Annotated in this window: 16 protein-coding genes; 12 read left to right on the forward strand and 4 right to left on the reverse strand. The window is 51.6% G+C overall.

Going from position 1 to position 16807, the window contains the following annotated elements; genetic code table 11:
• Nucleotides 1-7 precede the first annotated feature (7 nt).
• Entirely contained in the window at nt 8-1240 is a 1233-nt protein-coding gene (locus tag ACPUC7_RS08210) for an MFS transporter (RefSeq protein WP_494922507.1), read from the reverse strand.
• A 193-nt stretch (nt 1241-1433) separates the two neighbouring features.
• Between ACPUC7_RS08210 and fucR the strand changes: the two genes are divergently transcribed.
• The 12 genes from fucR to ACPUC7_RS08270 all read left to right on the forward strand — a co-directional run bounded on the left by fucR (nt 1434) and on the right by ACPUC7_RS08270 (nt 12773).
• Nucleotides 1434-2135 (forward strand): L-fucose operon activator, encoded by a 702-nt coding sequence (gene fucR, locus ACPUC7_RS08215; RefSeq protein WP_494922508.1) that lies wholly within the window; start codon nt 1434-1436, stop codon nt 2133-2135.
• Between the two features lie 224 nt (nt 2136-2359).
• Nucleotides 2360-3007, forward strand: a complete 648-nt coding sequence (locus ACPUC7_RS08220; protein WP_494922509.1) for an L-fuculose-phosphate aldolase — start codon at nt 2360-2362, stop codon at nt 3005-3007.
• A gap of 32 nt (nt 3008-3039) precedes the next feature.
• On the forward strand, nt 3040-3486 hold the full coding sequence (locus ACPUC7_RS08225) for a PTS sugar transporter subunit IIA (protein WP_494922510.1): 447 nt from the start codon (nt 3040-3042) through the stop codon (nt 3484-3486).
• A 13-nt stretch (nt 3487-3499) separates the two neighbouring features.
• Complete coding sequence (locus ACPUC7_RS08230) at nt 3500-3760, forward strand: HPr family phosphocarrier protein (RefSeq protein WP_494922511.1); 261 nt, start codon at nt 3500-3502, stop codon at nt 3758-3760.
• A gap of 72 nt (nt 3761-3832) precedes the next feature.
• Entirely contained in the window at nt 3833-5458 is a 1626-nt protein-coding gene (locus tag ACPUC7_RS08235; RefSeq protein WP_494922512.1) for a PTS transporter subunit IIC, read from the forward strand.
• Between the two features lie 46 nt (nt 5459-5504).
• On the forward strand, nt 5505-6206 hold the full coding sequence (locus ACPUC7_RS08240) for a GNAT family N-acetyltransferase (RefSeq protein ID WP_494922513.1): 702 nt from the start codon (nt 5505-5507) through the stop codon (nt 6204-6206).
• A gap of 265 nt (nt 6207-6471) precedes the next feature.
• A complete protein-coding gene (locus tag ACPUC7_RS08245; protein ID WP_494922514.1) occupies nt 6472-7182 on the forward strand; it encodes a DUF1120 domain-containing protein in 711 nt (236 codons plus the stop codon).
• Between the two features lie 140 nt (nt 7183-7322).
• Entirely contained in the window at nt 7323-8021 is a 699-nt protein-coding gene (locus ACPUC7_RS08250) for a fimbria/pilus chaperone family protein (RefSeq protein ID WP_494922746.1), read from the forward strand.
• Between the two features lie 57 nt (nt 8022-8078).
• Entirely contained in the window at nt 8079-10460 is a 2382-nt protein-coding gene (locus ACPUC7_RS08255) for a fimbria/pilus outer membrane usher protein (RefSeq protein ID WP_494922515.1), read from the forward strand.
• Nucleotides 10461-10472: 12 nt separating this feature from the next.
• Nucleotides 10473-11033 carry a DUF1120 domain-containing protein gene (locus ACPUC7_RS08260; RefSeq protein ID WP_494922516.1) on the forward strand — a complete coding sequence of 187 codons (561 nt, stop codon included), beginning with the start codon at nt 10473-10475 and terminating at the stop codon, nt 11031-11033.
• Between the two features lie 58 nt (nt 11034-11091).
• Complete coding sequence (locus ACPUC7_RS08265) at nt 11092-11748, forward strand: SDR family oxidoreductase (protein ID WP_494922517.1); 657 nt, start codon at nt 11092-11094, stop codon at nt 11746-11748.
• A gap of 77 nt (nt 11749-11825) precedes the next feature.
• A complete protein-coding gene (locus ACPUC7_RS08270) occupies nt 11826-12773 on the forward strand; it encodes a bifunctional helix-turn-helix transcriptional regulator/GNAT family N-acetyltransferase (protein WP_494922518.1) in 948 nt (315 codons plus the stop codon).
• A 52-nt stretch (nt 12774-12825) separates the two neighbouring features.
• Here ACPUC7_RS08270 and ACPUC7_RS08275 read toward each other — a convergent pair whose 3' ends face one another.
• The 3 genes from ACPUC7_RS08275 to ACPUC7_RS08285 form a co-directional block, all read right to left on the reverse strand.
• Nucleotides 12826-13635: an SDR family oxidoreductase gene (locus ACPUC7_RS08275; protein WP_494922519.1), complete on the reverse strand. Its 810-nt coding sequence runs from the start codon at nt 13633-13635 to the stop codon at nt 12826-12828.
• Between the two features lie 58 nt (nt 13636-13693).
• On the reverse strand, nt 13694-15538 hold the full coding sequence (iolD, locus tag ACPUC7_RS08280) for a 3D-(3,5/4)-trihydroxycyclohexane-1,2-dione acylhydrolase (decyclizing) (protein ID WP_494922520.1): 1845 nt from the start codon (nt 15536-15538) through the stop codon (nt 13694-13696).
• A 148-nt stretch (nt 15539-15686) separates the two neighbouring features.
• Nucleotides 15687-16625 carry a MurR/RpiR family transcriptional regulator gene (locus ACPUC7_RS08285; protein ID WP_494922521.1) on the reverse strand — a complete coding sequence of 313 codons (939 nt, stop codon included), beginning with the start codon at nt 16623-16625 and terminating at the stop codon, nt 15687-15689.
• Between the last annotated feature and the right edge of the window lie 182 nt (nt 16626-16807).

The following is a 16807-nucleotide window of genomic DNA, read 5'->3' on the forward strand; positions in this document are numbered from 1 at the left end:
ATCATAACTAAACGCTTTCGTGGGCAAATGTGATGGATTTACGGCGCGCGTCACGCATCGCTACACTGTGAATCAGCAAACCGAACACCGCCAGAATCGCGCCAACCCAACCGGTTGACTGCCAACCCATGCCAGCAGAAATGGTCACGCCGCCCAACCAGGCACCTAACGCATTGGCGAGATTAAACGCCGAGTGGTTCATCGCCGCCGCCATGGTTTGCGCGTCACCCGCCACATCCATTAAGCGGATTTGCAGCACGCTAGCTAATGCCACCATGGTGCCGACCAACATCACGTTAATCGCGCCTGCCAACGCATAGTGCGCGGCAAACACAAACGCGCTTAGCACCAGAATCGACCACACCAGCAAAATGCGAATGGTTTTTTCGATGCCGCGATCGGCCAGACGACCACCGGCCACGTTGCCGACAATCATGCCTAAACCAAACAGCGCCAATACCGCCGGGATCCAACTCACCGGCATGTGCGCCAGTTCAGTCATGGTCGGCTTGACGTAGCTAAACACCGAGAACAAGCCACCGCTGCCGACCGCACCAATCGCCAGCGTCAACAACACCTGCTTGCGGGTTAACGCCGAAAGCTCACGCAGCGGGCTGGCATTCTTATCGCCCGCCACGTTCGGCACCCACATCCACACCAGCAGCAAGGTGATCAGCGCCAAACCGCCCACAATGGCGAACGCATCACGCCAGCCAAACCATTGACCAATGGCGGTGACCGCCGGGACGCCAAGCAAGTTGGCAATGGTCAGGCCAAACAGCACCATCGACACCGCCTGCGCCCGTTTGCCGCGCTCCACCAATCCCGCCGCCACCAGCGCGGCAACACCAAAGAAAGTGCCATGCGGGAAACCGGCTAAAAAACGCGCCAGCAGCATCGAGTAATAACCCGGCGCAATGGCGCTGAGTAAATTGCCCGCCGCAAACAATCCCATTAAGGTCATCAGGAAGTTACGACGTGAAGCGCGCGCACCCAAAATCGCGAGCAGCGGCGCGCCAATCACCACACCCAGCGCATAAATACTGATCAGATGCCCGGCGGAAGGAATCGAGACGTTAAGGCCTTTGGCGGCGTCGGGCAGCAAGCCCATGATGACGAATTCGCCGGTGCCAATGGCGAAACCGCCGGTGCCGAGCGCAAACAGGGCTTTGAGCACGCTGGCACGCGGCAGCGATGCCTCATTGGGCAACTGCGTAAGTTGAGGTTGTACTGATGACATGATTTTTCCGAACCACAGGTGAAAAGTTCAGCCAAAATCGTGGTTGCCTTGAAAACAACCATCGTGATGACTGAAAAGATTGAGACGCGCATGATAGCGCATCGGAACGTTGCGATGCCATTGCGCCGCCTGGCTGAAACCTGAATTATTTAGGGTATAGTGCGGAATCGGATTTTATGAGATATCACGGGCGATGAAACAGCAACGACAACGCACCATTTTGGCACTGATCGACAGCCAACAATCCTTAGCGACTCATGCGTTAGCGGCAAAACTGGGCGTCAGTGTTGAGACGGTACGGCGTGATATTCGTGAGCTGCATCAGCAGGGAAAAATCATTCGTCAGCACGGCAAAATTAAAGGTCTGGCGGATGATAACAGTGATAACGGATTGTCATTTGTTGACCGCTTTCGCCGTCACGCCAGAAATAAGAAAGATGTGGTTTCGCAGGTGCTTTCATTGATTAAACCGCAGATGTGTATTGCACTCGACGCCAGTAGCACCTGCTGGTATCTGTCGAAACAGTTGCCCGATATTCCGCTGACCGTGATCACCAATAGCTTCCGCATTTGCTGTGAATTGGAGAAGAAAGAAAACATCACGTTGATCTGTACCGGCGGCACTTTGGTTAGAAAATATTCAAGTTTCTTTATTAACAGCGATGCGATTTCAACCATCAAATCGAAACAGATTGATGTGTTTATTTTCTCTTGCGACAGCATTGATAATCTCGGCAATATTTGGGACACCAATAATGGCAATGCTAAATTCAAAAAGTATGTATTTAGCTGGGCGAAAAACAAAGTTCTGCTAATCGATAAAAGCAAAATAGGTTCACGCGGTGAACTGAATCTTTTCAATCTGAATGACGTCACCTCAATATTCTACAGCTGAATTTCCGTAGGGTCGCCATTTATGGTGACCGCCCTTTCACGCTCCCGAATGACCGTTTGATACAAAACCGTATCAAATAGTCAAAATGAACTGTGATGAATACCCAATAAAATCGTCTATTACCGCCATTTTTTATGATTAGTATCACAGCTTGCCGCAAATCCTCAGCCACCTAATTACGTGACGCATTTACCTTCTTAGCCAATCAACCTAAGGAGCGAAATATGAGTCGTGCAGAGATTAGCCAGCAAATTATCGATACCTGCTTGAAGATGAGTGCCATGGGCTTGAACCAGGGAACGTCGGGCAATATCAGCGTGCGCTACCAAAATGGCATGTTAATTACCCCCACCAGCGTGCCGTATGAAGATCTCAGTCCAGCAGACATTGTCTTCGTCGATGAACACGGACACGCCGATGCGGGCAAAAATCCCTCTTCCGAATGGCGCTTCCATCTGGATATTTTAAAGTCCAAACCGGAAGAAAATGTGGTGCTGCATAACCACGCGATTTGCGCCACGGCGGTTGCGGTAATGAATAAAGAGATTCCAGCCATTCATTACATGGTGGCTGCGGCGGGTGGCAAAGTGATTCCTTGTGCGCCTTACGCTACCTATGGCACCCAAGCCTTATCTGAACATGCGGTTAAAGCCCTGCAAGGTTATAAAGCCACGTTGTTACAGCATCACGGCATGATCACCACGGCGAAAACATTGGAAAAAGCCTTGTGGCTGGCGCAGGAAGTGGAAGTGTTAGCCAAACTTTATCTGTCTATTCTGCCGATTATGGATCCAGCGCCGATATTATCCGATGCGCAAATTGATGAAGTGCTGATTAAATTCCACGGTTATGGATTAAGCGACACGCATTAATTCCCTCGTTCATTTGATTAATAGGATTGATTATGAAATTAGGTGCCAGAATTATCGCGGATAACTTATTCTCGACACACTATATTGCCAGCGATTGGCAAACAGCAGTTAAACACGGTTGCTCGCTACTCGAAGAAAAAGGCTATATCACCGCCGATTATTATCACGGCATTCTCGCCAGCGTAGCGGAACACGGACCTTATTTCGTGATCCTGCCGGGCATCGCTATGCCGCACGCCCGGCCAGAAGCCGGTGCGCTGAAAACCGGTTGCAGCTTGGTGATTCTTAAAGAGCCGGTGGTGTTTGGACACGAAGATCATGATCCGGTCAGTCTGCTTTTTACCATGGCAGCGAAAAGTACTGAGGATCTCAACGAAGGCATTCTGATGGAAATCATGGAGCTACTGGATGATGAACAACTCATTGAGCAACTAACTCAGGCGAAAGATGCCGACACGCTGCGCGCGTTAGTTAGTTAATAAGGAGGACGAGGTGAAATCTATAGAAATCGTGATCTCTAATCCCACTGGATTACATACCCGGCCCGGTGCCGCCTTTGTTAAAGAAGCCAAACTTTTCCAATCAGAAATAACCGTGCAGAAAGGTGAGAAAACAGCAAACGGCAAAAGCCTGATGAAACTGCTGCAAGTAGGTATTTCTTATCAGGACAAAATATCCATCAGCGCCGATGGGCCTGATGAAGAGGCGGCATTAAATACCCTTTCATCATTTGTTGCCGCATTAAAAGATTAAGTCGTCAATACCAGGGTTCGTGGTCGCCCTATCTGGCGGCCCCACATATTTATAAAACATAGAGGTTGTACCATGGTTGCTCTGATTATGAGTTACATCGATAATTTCCTCTCTTATGGCGCAACCATTGTTGTGCCAATATTAATTCTATTTGTGGCGCTATTTTTTAGAGTGAAGTTGCTGGATGCAATTAAAAGCGCCATTGCGATATCGGTGGGTTTTATTGGTATCAACCTGATGATTGGTTTTATGGTGACTAATCTCGGCGCGGCGACCAAATTAATGACAGAACGCTTTGACATCCATCTAACAGTTTTAGATACCGGCTGGTCGGTTGGCGCGGCGATATCTTACGCGACGCCATTGGTGCTCTGGGTATTCGTCCTGCATTTCCTGATTAACGGCATCATGCTGTGGCGCAACTGGACCAATGTGCTGAATGTTGATTTGTGGAATTACTGGCACTTCATCTTCACCGGCGCGCTGGTGTATTACTCCACCGGCTCAATTTTCCTAAGCCTGCTGGCGATTGCTATCAGTATTATCGTGGTATTGAAGTTAGCGGATTGGGGCGCGCCCATTGTCGAGAAATATTTCCAGATGCCGGGCGTAACCTTTGCGCATTTGGAAACCATCAACTGGTTGCCGGTCGGTTATGGATTAAACAAATTATGGAGCATTATTCCCGGCATCAATAAAATCGGTGAAAAAAGCCGTGATGCTGAGGATGTAATTAACCGTCAAACCCGCGCCAAATGTTTGGTGTGCTGCCCTTCCGGCGTGGCGACATCTTCGATGATCATCAAGAAAGTACAAAAACACTTTGATGACCTGAATATTCAATTAGAGATTTCACAGTGCAAATTGGCGGAAGTTGAACAATATACGCAATCGGTTAAACCTGACTTTGTTATTCACTCTGCTGCGTTGCCGCCGGGAACGCAGCTTGATTGCCCTTCCTGGTTGGGTGTGAAAATCCTCGCGGGTGCAGCAGGCAATGAAATTTATGATCAGATTATGGAGAAAATTTTCTCTACTCACCAGGCTGGCGATAGCGCCGAAAGCCAAAATGAAAATCGTATTGGCGTGCTGTATAAAATCATCGGCGATCCCGGCATTCTCGGCTTGTTAATTGGTTTAGGGATTGGACTGTTGGCAGGATATGACGTGAAAGGCACCCTAGTACTGATGACGCAGCTCGCCGCGGTGATGATTTTGCTGCCAATGATGACGCGCAAATTAATGGAAGGCTTATCCGCCATTTCGATTGGCGCGCAAAGCTATATGTCGAAAAAGTTTCCCGGTCGTAAGGTGTATATCGGACTGGATGGCGCGATTGCATTAGGACATCCAAAGATCCTTTCCGTCGGTATTCTGATGGTGCCGCTCACGCTGTTTATTGCCGCTATCTTGCCGGGCAATAAGATCCTGCCTTTTGCGGATTTGCCGGTCATTCCGATCTTCCTGACCTGGGTGATTATCCCTTGCGCCGGCAACTTGTTCCGTTCGTTGCTTTCATCGATTGTGGTGGTGTGCGCGATTTTGTGGATTGGCACCGCGATGGCACCGCTGATAACTCAGGTTGCGCACAACATCGGCTTTAACATCCCGCCCGGCACCAGCGAGATTTCGTCGCTCGATCAGGGCTCACATGTTCTGTCATTCTTACTGTGGAAGTTTTTTAGCTTGTTCCATTAATGTGTTAGAAATAAACCGGAAAAAGTGCTCAACATGAGGAATTCCGGTGACACACGTCAATCAATACGGTCAGCCAGTCGGCGTTGCTCTGCCCGACTGGCAGCCGGCTACCACACCTCCCGCCACTATTCTCACCGGACGCTTCTGCCAACTCGCGCCATTAACACTTGAACACAGCGCGGCGTTGTTTGCCGCTTTCTCACTGGCACTGGACGATCGTGACTGGACCTGGCTTGGCGCATCGCAACCGCAATCGTTAATCGAAATGAGCAACTGGATTGCGGCGAAACTCGATGACAGCGGATTAGTCTGTTATGCAGTAATCGACAAAGCCAGCCAGCAAGCGGTTGGCGCAGTGTGTTTCGCCAATATTGATTTACAGAACGGCGCGATTGAAATTGGTCATGTCACTTGGTCGCCGCTGATGCAGCGCAACGTGCTGGGCAGCGAAGCGTTGTCTTTACTGATCCAACAGGCGTTTGCGTTAGGTTATCGCCGCGTGGCTTGGCGTTGCGATTCGCTTAATCATGCTTCCCGCCGCGCAGCAGAGCGCCTCGGTTTTACCTTTGAAGGCCGCTTTCGCCAGGCCATGACGCGCAAACAACGCAATCGCGACACCGATTGGTTGTCGATCATCGATCAGGAATGGCCGCAGATTCAGCGAGCCTTGAACCACTGGCTTAGCGCAGCAAATATGGATGACAACGGACGTGAACAGCAAAAATTACGCTGGTTTATGCCGGTTTAATTACAGCCTAAAGCCGTCCGTTCAATTCTAAAGAAATCACTCTCGTATTTGTCATTCGTTAATTAGCGAATGACTTACTAGCTGTTTTTTTAACCACCCATACTAATGGTCTCCATCACAAAGCTCTCATTAGCAGCAATGCAAGCATAAAAAATATTTATATAAATTTCGTGCCTTGTCCTAGTTTCAAGCCAATTCTTAAATAACTCCATACTCGTGGATTGGTAAGGTACATCCGAACCCCATTAATAAAAGGAATTAACAAATGATGAAAGCAATGCAAAAAAGCGCCTGCGCACTGGCTATTTTGGCAACGACTACACTACCTGCTTTAGCAGATAGCGTTGACTTCACAGTAAAAGGCACAATTACACCTTCTGCTTGTGTTCCGACAATTGCTGGCGGTGGTGCAATCGATTATGGTGATATTAAAGCTGAAAAGCTGTCGCCGGATAATTATACGGTGTTGGATGTGAAAAGTGTCGAGTTCTCGATTAACTGTGATGCGCCAACTAAAGTCGCGATTAAAGCGATTAATAACCGTGCGGGTTCGAATGCCACTGGTGTAGAAGGTATTGGCGGTGCTGCAATATCCCCAGCCGGTTTGCGTTTCTTTGGCAATCAAAGCTCACTGCCAGTTACCGGTTTGGGTCTTGATGGCACCAGCAAAATTGGTGGTTATGCAACACGCTTTACGCTGAGTGCCATTGCTGATGGCGTAGCAGCAACCACGTTACGTTCTATCGATGATAAAAATACCTGGCTGGCCCAGTCGGTTTCTCAACCTCTATACGGCACTGATACGCTCGCTCACCTTTCCTGGACCAAAACTAACGCCGGTACAGAACCGGAAGCTCTGACCACCTTAAGCGCTGAAATGGATATTCAAGCTTATATTAATAAAACCTCTGAACTTGATCTGTCTAAACCTGTTGAACTTGATGGTTCAACCACAATCGAATTAGTTTACTTATAATTTGATAGTCAAGATCATTATATAGCATTAATAACAACATCTATTCAGCCCCTTTTTTGAGGGGCTTTTTTAACTTTATCTGGCTATTTATTTATTAACATTACAGCATAAATATTTTTATTCTTAACCAGGTAATCATGATAAAAATGTCATCCTTATTTAAAATCGTAGGGTTATCTCTCCTATTATCTGCCGCAAACGTGCAAGCCACCGGTATGCAACCCGAATCGTCCGTTGTCATTGTTGAACAAAGCGATGGCGAAGGTGCAATGAATGTTAAGAATAGCGATACCTTTCCGGTGCTGTTGTTAACTACACTTGAGAATACCTCCGACGATAACGACGCCTTGCTGGTTATTACACCACCCGCCGCCCGCGTGGAACCCGGAAAAACGCAACGTGTACGTTTTATTTTAACCAGTAAAGAACCGCTTAAAACTGAGCGCCTCAAACGGGTTATTTTCGAAGGCGTTCCGCCACAAAAGAAAGATAAAAGCGAAGTAAGAATAATGGTGCGCCAGAATCTACCGGTGATCATCCGTCCCGCCGGGCTGGTGAAAGATTTATCCCCGTGGACACATCTGCTTTGGCAACAACAGGGCGATACCTTAACCGTCAATAATCCCTCGCCGTATGTCGTCCGACTTTCACGGATGGTCAAAACGCTGCCCGAAAACCTTGAGTGGACGCTGCCCAATAGTTACCTGCTGCCAGGACAAACTATCAGCCTTAAATCTACCGGAGATAAAAAACCTGAGTCGGCTCAACAGGTTCGAATTTTCCCTGCCACCACATGGGGCTTTAGCGTTGCGAAATATGAAGCACCATTAAGTCACTAACGGAGTAAGCCGGTGCAACGGAATGACAACATACCAGGGAATGTCTGCATTGCATTAATGACGGTGTCGCTTGTCGCGCTTTGTCATTTCAACTCTGCTTTTGCGAACGAAGTCATCGCTGAAACAGGTGATATCGAGTTTGACCGCACTTCGTTGCAGTTGCGTGGAGTCGATCCCAAACTTGCCGAGTGGTTCCGCCAAACGCCGAGATTTTTGGCCGGTGAATCATCCGTAACGCTGGTCGTCAATGGCCGCACGCGCGGTAAAATCAAAGTGCAATTTGACGACAAAGGTGCGTTGTGCGCAGATGCAGAATTCCTGAAAAAAGCCGGGTTAATCCCGCCTGCTCGCGCAGCAGCTCAGCAAGCTTGCCCGCACCTGACCAGCCTGTGGCCACAAACTGAAGTCACGCTGGATCCGGGAGAAGAAAAAGTGTCTGTCGTGGTTCCCGCCGCAGCTGTTGCGCAATCTCGTGATGATCTCGATGACCTCAATCACGGCGGAACCGCGGGCATACTTAACTACGATGCGCAATATCTGGATTCTTCCGGCTCCGCTTCCAACATCAACTTTTTCCAGACAAATACCGAAGCCGGACTGAATATCGGTGACTGGATTGTGCGTAGCCGTCAGACCTATTCCAACTTTGATGGTAAAAAAACGCTGCAACATCAAGGCGCCTATGCGCAACGCACCTTCACGAGTCTGAAGAAAACACTGCAAGCGGGCCAGATCAGCTTATCGAACTCAATGTTCGGTACGGGTCAGGTAATTGGATTGCAAATGGTGCCCGAAGCGGCGTTGCAAAATGGTCGCATGGGTGCGGGGTTGGTTGAGGGAATTGCCACGAGCCAATCGGTGGTTGAAGTTCGCCAATCAGGCTTATTGGTGTATAGCACCACCGTTCCTGCCGGGCCGTTTAGACTGCAAGGTTTCTCGCTGCTGAATACGCGCACCGACCTCAACGTGACGGTGACCAGCAGTGACGGTGATAAACGGGATTTTATCGTCCCCGCTGCGGCGCTTTTGCAAAGTGGGACTGCGGTTTCTCCAGGATGGTCATTCGGTGCGGGGCGACTCGATCAACAAGGGGATTCGCCATCACCATTGCTGGCAACGCTGGCGACCGGTTGGGCGCTATCTCCTGCGACTGCGTTTAACGTCGGCGTTTTAGGCTCCAATATTTACCGAGCAGGCGCAGTAGGCATTGATAGCCAAATTTTTGACGCGACAGTGCTCTCTGTGCAAACCACCGCAGCGCGCGACAATCATCACGGTAACAGCGGCTTGCTGGCACGTGCGGCGCTGAACCATCAACTGACCGATCGCGTTTCGATTAGCGCAAATGTAACGCAACAAACTGAGGGGTACGCAGAACTCAGTGATGCTCTTCAAAACAATGCGCGTAGCAAAAATGGCAGAAGCCGCGACCAAATCGGCAGCACCGTTAGCTGGTCTGAGAAAACCTTGGGTAATCTGTCGTTTTCATGGGCTCGCACCCGCACTTTTGATGGTGATAGCACCTCTTACCTGCGCGCAGGCTGGAGCAAACAAATGGGTCGCACTTATGTTGGAGCCAGCCTCGAGCATGATACCGGCAGCCGCAATACTCGCAGCGATGACCGTTTCTATGTCACGCTAAGCGTGCCTTTTGGTAATGCTCAGAATTTCAGCAGCTATTTAAACAGCTCGAACCGCAATACGCGTGGTGGCGTGCGTTACAGCAATCGTGCCAGCCAGGATCGTAACTGGAGCCTCGCCAGTGAGCGTGATTTTCGCCACCATCAAACTACCAACACCGCCACGCTGGATTACGTGACACCATTTTCCCAACTCAATAGTTCAGTGAGTCAACGTTCCGACAGCACCACCAGTTGGCTCGCAAGAGCTTCCGGCGGATTGGTGGCGCACGGTGGCGGCGTCACGCTCTCGCCTTATCGTATCAGCGACACCTTCGGCATCGCCAAAGTCGGCGACGAATTGGGTGTACGCCTGCAAACTGCCAGCGGCCCAACATGGACCGACAGCCGTGGTTATGCGGTTTTGCCCTCAGTAACCACTTACCAACGCTCAAGCGTGCAGGTCGATACGCGCAGCCTGGCTAAAAACGTCGATATTGAAAATGCCTGGCAGGAAACCGCCGCCGCACGCGGTTCCGTCTCACATCTGAATTTCACTGTGGTTCGGACGCGTCGCGTATTGGTGAGCCTCAAAGACAGTCGGGGAAATGATCTACGCCACGGTGCCAGCGTCTTTGATAGCGCAGGCAACTTCGTGACCGTTGTTGGCAGTCAGGGCAATGTTTTTATTCCTGATGCCACCTCGCAGCAACTTGATGTTCAATCTTCGGGAGAAACATTGTGTTCTTTTAGCCTTTCACTCCCAGAGCAAGCTGACACCAGCGGATTATATGAAACGTCAACTGCCGTTTGTCTCTAATAGGAAGACAGAATGAAAGCCATCGCCAGTGCACTAATCTTGATGTTTTCCGCCTCAGCATTAGGTTCAGAGTTCAATCCCTCTCTGCCCCCCGATAGACGCTGCATTATTTCTGCCAGCGAACGCGATATTGATTTTGGCGTGCAGTCCCGCGGTCAATTGCAGGAGAGTAACGGCGGACGTCGTCTCTCTCCCGGCAAACGTAACCTGATGATTAACGTGGTTTGCCCGTTCGCACAAACCATGGTGATTGCGATTCAAGGCGATCGTGCCGCCAATGGCAACCTGCGTTATGGTGACCGTGGTGAGGTAATCTTGCGCCTGCTTGACGTCAGCCTGGATGGTCAACATGTGCAGATGGTTGATACTGCTGCGCAGGGTGATGCCGCCGCCACAACTGACCTGCTGCTGCAACCCGGCCAATATCTTGCCGCCACTCATAACGGACAACGGTTGACGGGAAAAACGCTCAGCGCGCGCATAGAGGTCGAACCGCTGGTGCCGGAAGACGATGCCCGCGTCACCCAGCCAAAGACCTCGCAATCCCAACTTAGCCTGGAATTAATCGAGTAAAACTATGCCGATTGCGCCGACTATACTGACTGACTTGTGATTGGATTAAGAGGTCAATATGTCGAAGGTGTTTATTATTGGTGGTGCAGGAAAAATTGGCCGTCGTCTGGCGGCTCAACTTTCAACCAAAGGGCATATTGCCCGCCCGCTGTTCCGCCATGCGGAGCAGGAAGCGTCGTTGCTCGATTCAGGTGCCGAACCGATTAAAGGCGACTTAACCGCATTGAGTGTCAGCGAACTGGCGGCCTTGATGAACGGCAGCGATGTGGTGGTGTTCACCGCTGGCGCTGGCGGCAAAGGCGGCGAGAAGATGACCAACGCCATTGATGGCGAAGGCTTAGAAACCGCCGTCGCTGCCGCGCAACAGGCGGGAATTTCTCGTTTCTTGTTGGTTTCAGCGTTCCCGGAAGCGGGACGCGCCAAAAACCTTTCGCCAACCTTCGAAAACTACATGCGCGTGAAAAAATTAGCCGACGTGGCGTTAGCGGAAAGCGGTTTGGATTGGGTGATTCTACGGCCAGGCACTTTGACCGATGAGCCAGGCAGCGGCTTGGTTCGCAGCGGTTTGGCCATTCCTTATGGCAGCATCTCACGCGATGATGTCGCCGCTACGCTGATGGCGATCATCGAACAACCTGCGGTCAATCGCATCATCATTGAGCTAACTGGCGGAGACATTGCCGTGCAAGACGCCATAAAGAAAATGGCAAGTTGATAACCGCTTATCGGCATCTTGACAGCGCCGGGAAATAATAGTTGTATTATACAACTTTTAATCGCCAGGCTGTTGTCATGATTTCCGATTCACTGATTGAACAAATCCGCTCGTCATCACGCTTAATGGTTCGCGAACTAGGTTTTATGCAACCGACATTGGCTGCGACCCAATATTCCCCCTCAGCCGTGCACTCGCTGGTTGAAATCGAGAAGCACGGCGCACTCACTGCGGCGCAATTGGTTGATATTCTTGGCCTGGAAAAATCCAGCGTCAGCCGCATGCTCGCCAAGCTTATTTCCTCGGGCGAGTTGGATGAGCTTCCTTCAGAGTTGGATGCGCGCTCGAAAAAACTGTCGCTCTCCGCGCAGGGAATGCGCACCGTTCGCAATATTAATGCCTACGGCGCGGCCCGCGTGGTGGATGCGTTGGCGCATCTCGATATCCAGCAACAACGTGTTATTGCCGAGGGACTTTCTGCCTATGCTGGCGCGCTCAAAGCCTGTCGAGCCAGCGAACTCACTCACGCGGAAATCTCGATTGTCACCGGATATCAGCCCGGCATGATTGGCCGCATCGCCGAGATGCACGGACGTTATTACGCCGAACATCACCAATTTGGTCATTTTTTTGAGGGCAAGGTGGCAGCAGGATTGGCAGAATTTGCCGGTCGTTTGAATGACGAGAAAAACCAAATCTGGCTGGCGCTACGCGGCAATCAGATCGTCGGTTCAGTGGCGATTGATGGGCAGGATTTGGGCGATAATCAGGCCCATTTACGTTGGTTTATTCTTGATGAAGCCTGTCAGGGCGCTGGCGTTGGCCGCAAACTGATCGGCGAAGCCATGGCGTTTTGCGATGCCAGAAACTTTGCCGCGACCGAGCTTTGGACTTTCAGCGGACTCAATGCGGCGCGCCGCCTTTACGAAAAATTTGGCTTCACGCTGACAAAAGAGTGGCAAGGCGATCAGTGGGGTAAAATGATGACGGAGCAGCAATTTACCCGAATTAAATCAATGGATTAAGTTGCGTGCCGGGAAATTCGTAGGGTCGCCATTTTTGGCGACCGGAAGCACGTTATAACGGTCCAGCAGGTGCAGCGGCTTGGTCGTAACCACCCCAAACTGATTGATCGAACTCGATCATTGAACCGGTCATCAAACCGGACTCTTCGCTGGCAAGGAACGCCACCGCTCGCGCCACTTCCTCTGGTTGAATCAGCCGACCAAACGGCTGCGCGGCCGCCGCTTTTTCCAGCCAGTTATCTTCCGCATTGTGATACTGCTTCATAATGCGGTCTTCCCCTTCCGACGCCATCCAACCGATGTTCAGACCATTTACCCGAATGCGATTGCGTAGTAAGGCATAGGCGGTATTGCGCGTCAGCGTTGCCAGCGCACCTTTTGAAGAACAGTAGGCGGCGATAAACGGTTGCCCGGCCAGCGACGACATCGAACAGATATTGACGATGCTGCCAGCGATATTGTCGCGGCGCATCAGCTTGATGGCTTCTTGCATCAGGAAAAATGGCCCGCGCACGTTGGTGGCAAAGATGCGATCAAACAGTTCGGGATCGGTATCCAGAATGGTGCCGCGATCGCTCATGCCGCCGGCATTGACCAGAATATCCACGCGCCCGTGCAAACGATCGGCAGTGGCAATTACGTTGCGACAATCCCCAACATTCGACAGATCGGCACGCACAAAATCCACCTTCGTTTCGCTTTCACTGTTTAAGCGCTGCGCCACTTTTTCACCTTTATCCTGATTTCGCCCGCAAATCACTACCGCGCTAGCGCCCAACAACGTGAACTGGCGTGCAATCGCCGCGCCCACGCCTTGGGTGCCACCGGTGACTACCGCAACTTTACCTGTTAACTGGCTCATTCTTTTGCTCCTTCCACGATTAAGTAGCCGGCTGCGGCATACGCAGACCGTTGGTTTTTTAAATGCCGATGCGCTGCGCCAGGCGGCCTTTAACATGTTCCTCGCGCGCATGCTTAACGCTGTCGCGCGCGCTGACTTCCGGCACGCCGACATCCCACCAGGCATCGCCGGGCGTCCAGTCAAATGGATGAGTAGCAATGGAAATCACCGTGGTGCGATCGTTACCTTTGGCCCAATGAATCGCCTCGGCCAGTTCATCCAACGACGTCACTTTGCGCGCCAACGCGCCCATCGCTTGTGCATGCGCGACGAAATCGACGTGGAAAGGCTCTTTCACCCGGCAATCCACCAGCAGGTTATTGAAAGAGGCACCGCCTTTGGCATTTTGCAGCCGGTTGATCACGGCGTAGCCGCCGTTGTCGCACACCAATAAAATGAACTTGTGGCCGGAGAGCACGCTGGAATAAATGTCTGAATTCATCATCATGTAGGTGCCGTCGCCAATCATGACAAACACATCACGGTCCTGCTCCGCCATCGCCACACCCCAACCGGCTGAGAGTTCATATCCCATGCACGAGAAGCCGAATTCGCAATCAAAAGTGCCGGGATTTTTTACCCGCCAGCCTTTAACCAGTTCGCCAGGTAAGCCACCGGCAGCGCTGATGATGTAATCTTCGGCGGCAGCGGCAGCGTTCACCACGCCGATCACCTGCGCATAAGTGGGATCGCCATCGGTCGCACCGCGTTCCTGGCGCGCGGCGATCAGCGCATTCCACTTGGCAAAATCAGCCTGACCTTGCGCCAGCCAACTCTCGGCAGCGTGCCAGTCGCCGAGCGCCGCGTGCAGTTCGCTGATCCCTTCACGTGCATCACACACCAGCGGAATCGCCAGATGTTTATGCGCATCAAAACGTGCCGCGTTGAGAGCGATAAACTGCGCTTGAGGGTGAAACACCGTCCACGAACCGGTAACGAAATCCATCAGACGCGTGCCAACGGCGATCACCACATCGGCTTCGGCGGCCAGCGCGTTGGCAGACGTCGAACCCAGGATGCCAATCGGCCCGCAATGCACCGGATCATCGTGCGTCAACGCGCCTTTACCGGCGATGGTTTCCACCACCGGAATGGCATGCGCCTCAGCAAATTGCGCCAGTTGCGCTTCTGCCTGCGAATAACGCACGCCGCCGCCAGAAATAATCAGCGGGCGTTTGGCATTTTTAAGGGTTTCGACGGCGCGCGCCAGCAGCAAACGATCGGGACGCGGACGCGGCATCACATGCAGGCGCGGCGCAAAGAATGCTTCTGGATAATCCCAGGCCATCTCCTGCACATCCTGACACACGCCGATAAACGCCGGGCCGCAATCGCCGGGATCAAGCATGGTCGCCACTGCCTGCGGCAATGAGGAGAGGATTTGCTCAGGATAAGTGATGCGATCCCAGTAACGTGAAACCGCTTTAAACGCATCATTCACGGTTTGCGTCGGATCGTTGAAATGTTCGACTTGCTGCATCACCGGATCAGGATGACGGCGCGCAAAGCTGTCGCCGCAGATCATCAGCAACGGCAAGCGGCTGGTATGTGCTACGCCCGCCGCCGTCAGCAGATTGGTGGTGCCCGGTCCAATCGAGGCAGTAACCACCATGATCTGACGACGTACCCTCGCTTTGGCAAAACCGACGGCGGCGAACGCCATTGACTGCTCGTTTTGCCCGCGCCACGTAGGCAGCACATCCTGCGCCGCTTCCAATGCTTCGCCAAGGCAAGTGACATTGCCGTGACCAAAAATGCCATACACGCCGGGGAACAGCGGCACGCGCTTGCCATCCACTTCAGTAAACTGATTGCTCAAATAGCGAACTATCGCCTGAGCTGTCGTGCAACGAATCGTAGCCATATCCTTACTCACTCCTTAAAGATGCCCCAACGCAGCATCAGGTTTCATTTCACAACGTAAATTGCTTACATCAATCATTAGCAATAAACGTTGCAACTTCAGGCGATAAAACTCCCGCTTAAAGCGAGCGAGAGTCAGTTAAATCAGCTTACGCGCGGCTGCGTTTGCGCGGTGTTGCCGCACTTTTTTCGCGTTCGGTAATGGTTTCTATGCGCGGCTGCGCTTCTTCTGGCTGCAACACCGCGGCTAACGCCATCGCGATGCTTTGCGCCAGACAAACCGGCGCGGCCAGCGAGCGCGAAAAGCTGTACTCCTCTTCCGGGATGTTGAACAACACACTGGCGCTTTTGGCTAAAGGCGACAGCGGGCCATCAGAAATGGCGATCACCGGAATATTGCGTGCGCTGGCTGATTCGGCAATCGCCACCACCTCTTTGGCGTAATGGCGAAAGGCGATGGCAAACAACACATCATTGTCGCGCATATTATTCGCCATTTGCGGTGCCAATCCGCCAGCAGCATCCAGCAGGATCACCCGCCGATTGAGCATGGTTAGCAGGTAACGCAGCAACATCGCCACCGGTTCAGAGCGCAATTGACCAGCGATGTAGATGGTTTCCGCCTGCTTCAACCATTGCGCAGTGGCATCCAGATCTTTTTCCGTCACGTTGCTCAGCAGCTCCTGTAACGTGGCGATATCACGAATCACCAGACTTTGCAGAAAACCGAGATTGCCCTTCTGTTCGTTCTTGCGCAGGTCATTTTCCAACGCAGTAATACGCTCGTTATAGCCCGGCGCGGCGGTGGCCAGCCGGGTTTGAAACACGCTCTGCATCTGTTTAAAGCCGCTGTAGCCAAATACTTGCGCAAAACGCACCAGCACCGACGGATGCAAACCGCATTTGGCGGCCACCGCATTAATCGATTCCAGCGCCACGGTATTCGGGTTTTGCGTAACGTAGCGCGCCGCTTGTTGATGGCGCACCGAAAGCTGCGCATAACGTTGCGAAATCTCATCGACAATCTGTTCGTAATTTTGGTGTGGCAGCACGCTAGCGGCGGCTTTGCTCTTTTCAATCTTGCTCATTGATCATTCCTATTCGAGCTCTTTGCCCATCGCATCTGCACGCTAACGCAATAAAAATTGCAAGTAAAACGCTAATGCAATTAGTTCTAACCGATTCGCGCCCAACACGGAAAAACTCTTCACGCGATTTGTGATTCGCTTCGAAGAATTCACTTTTAGTGCAAATGAAACACCTCATCCAT

The sequence above is a fragment of the Pantoea sp. CFCC18179 genome, from assembly GCF_059412405.1.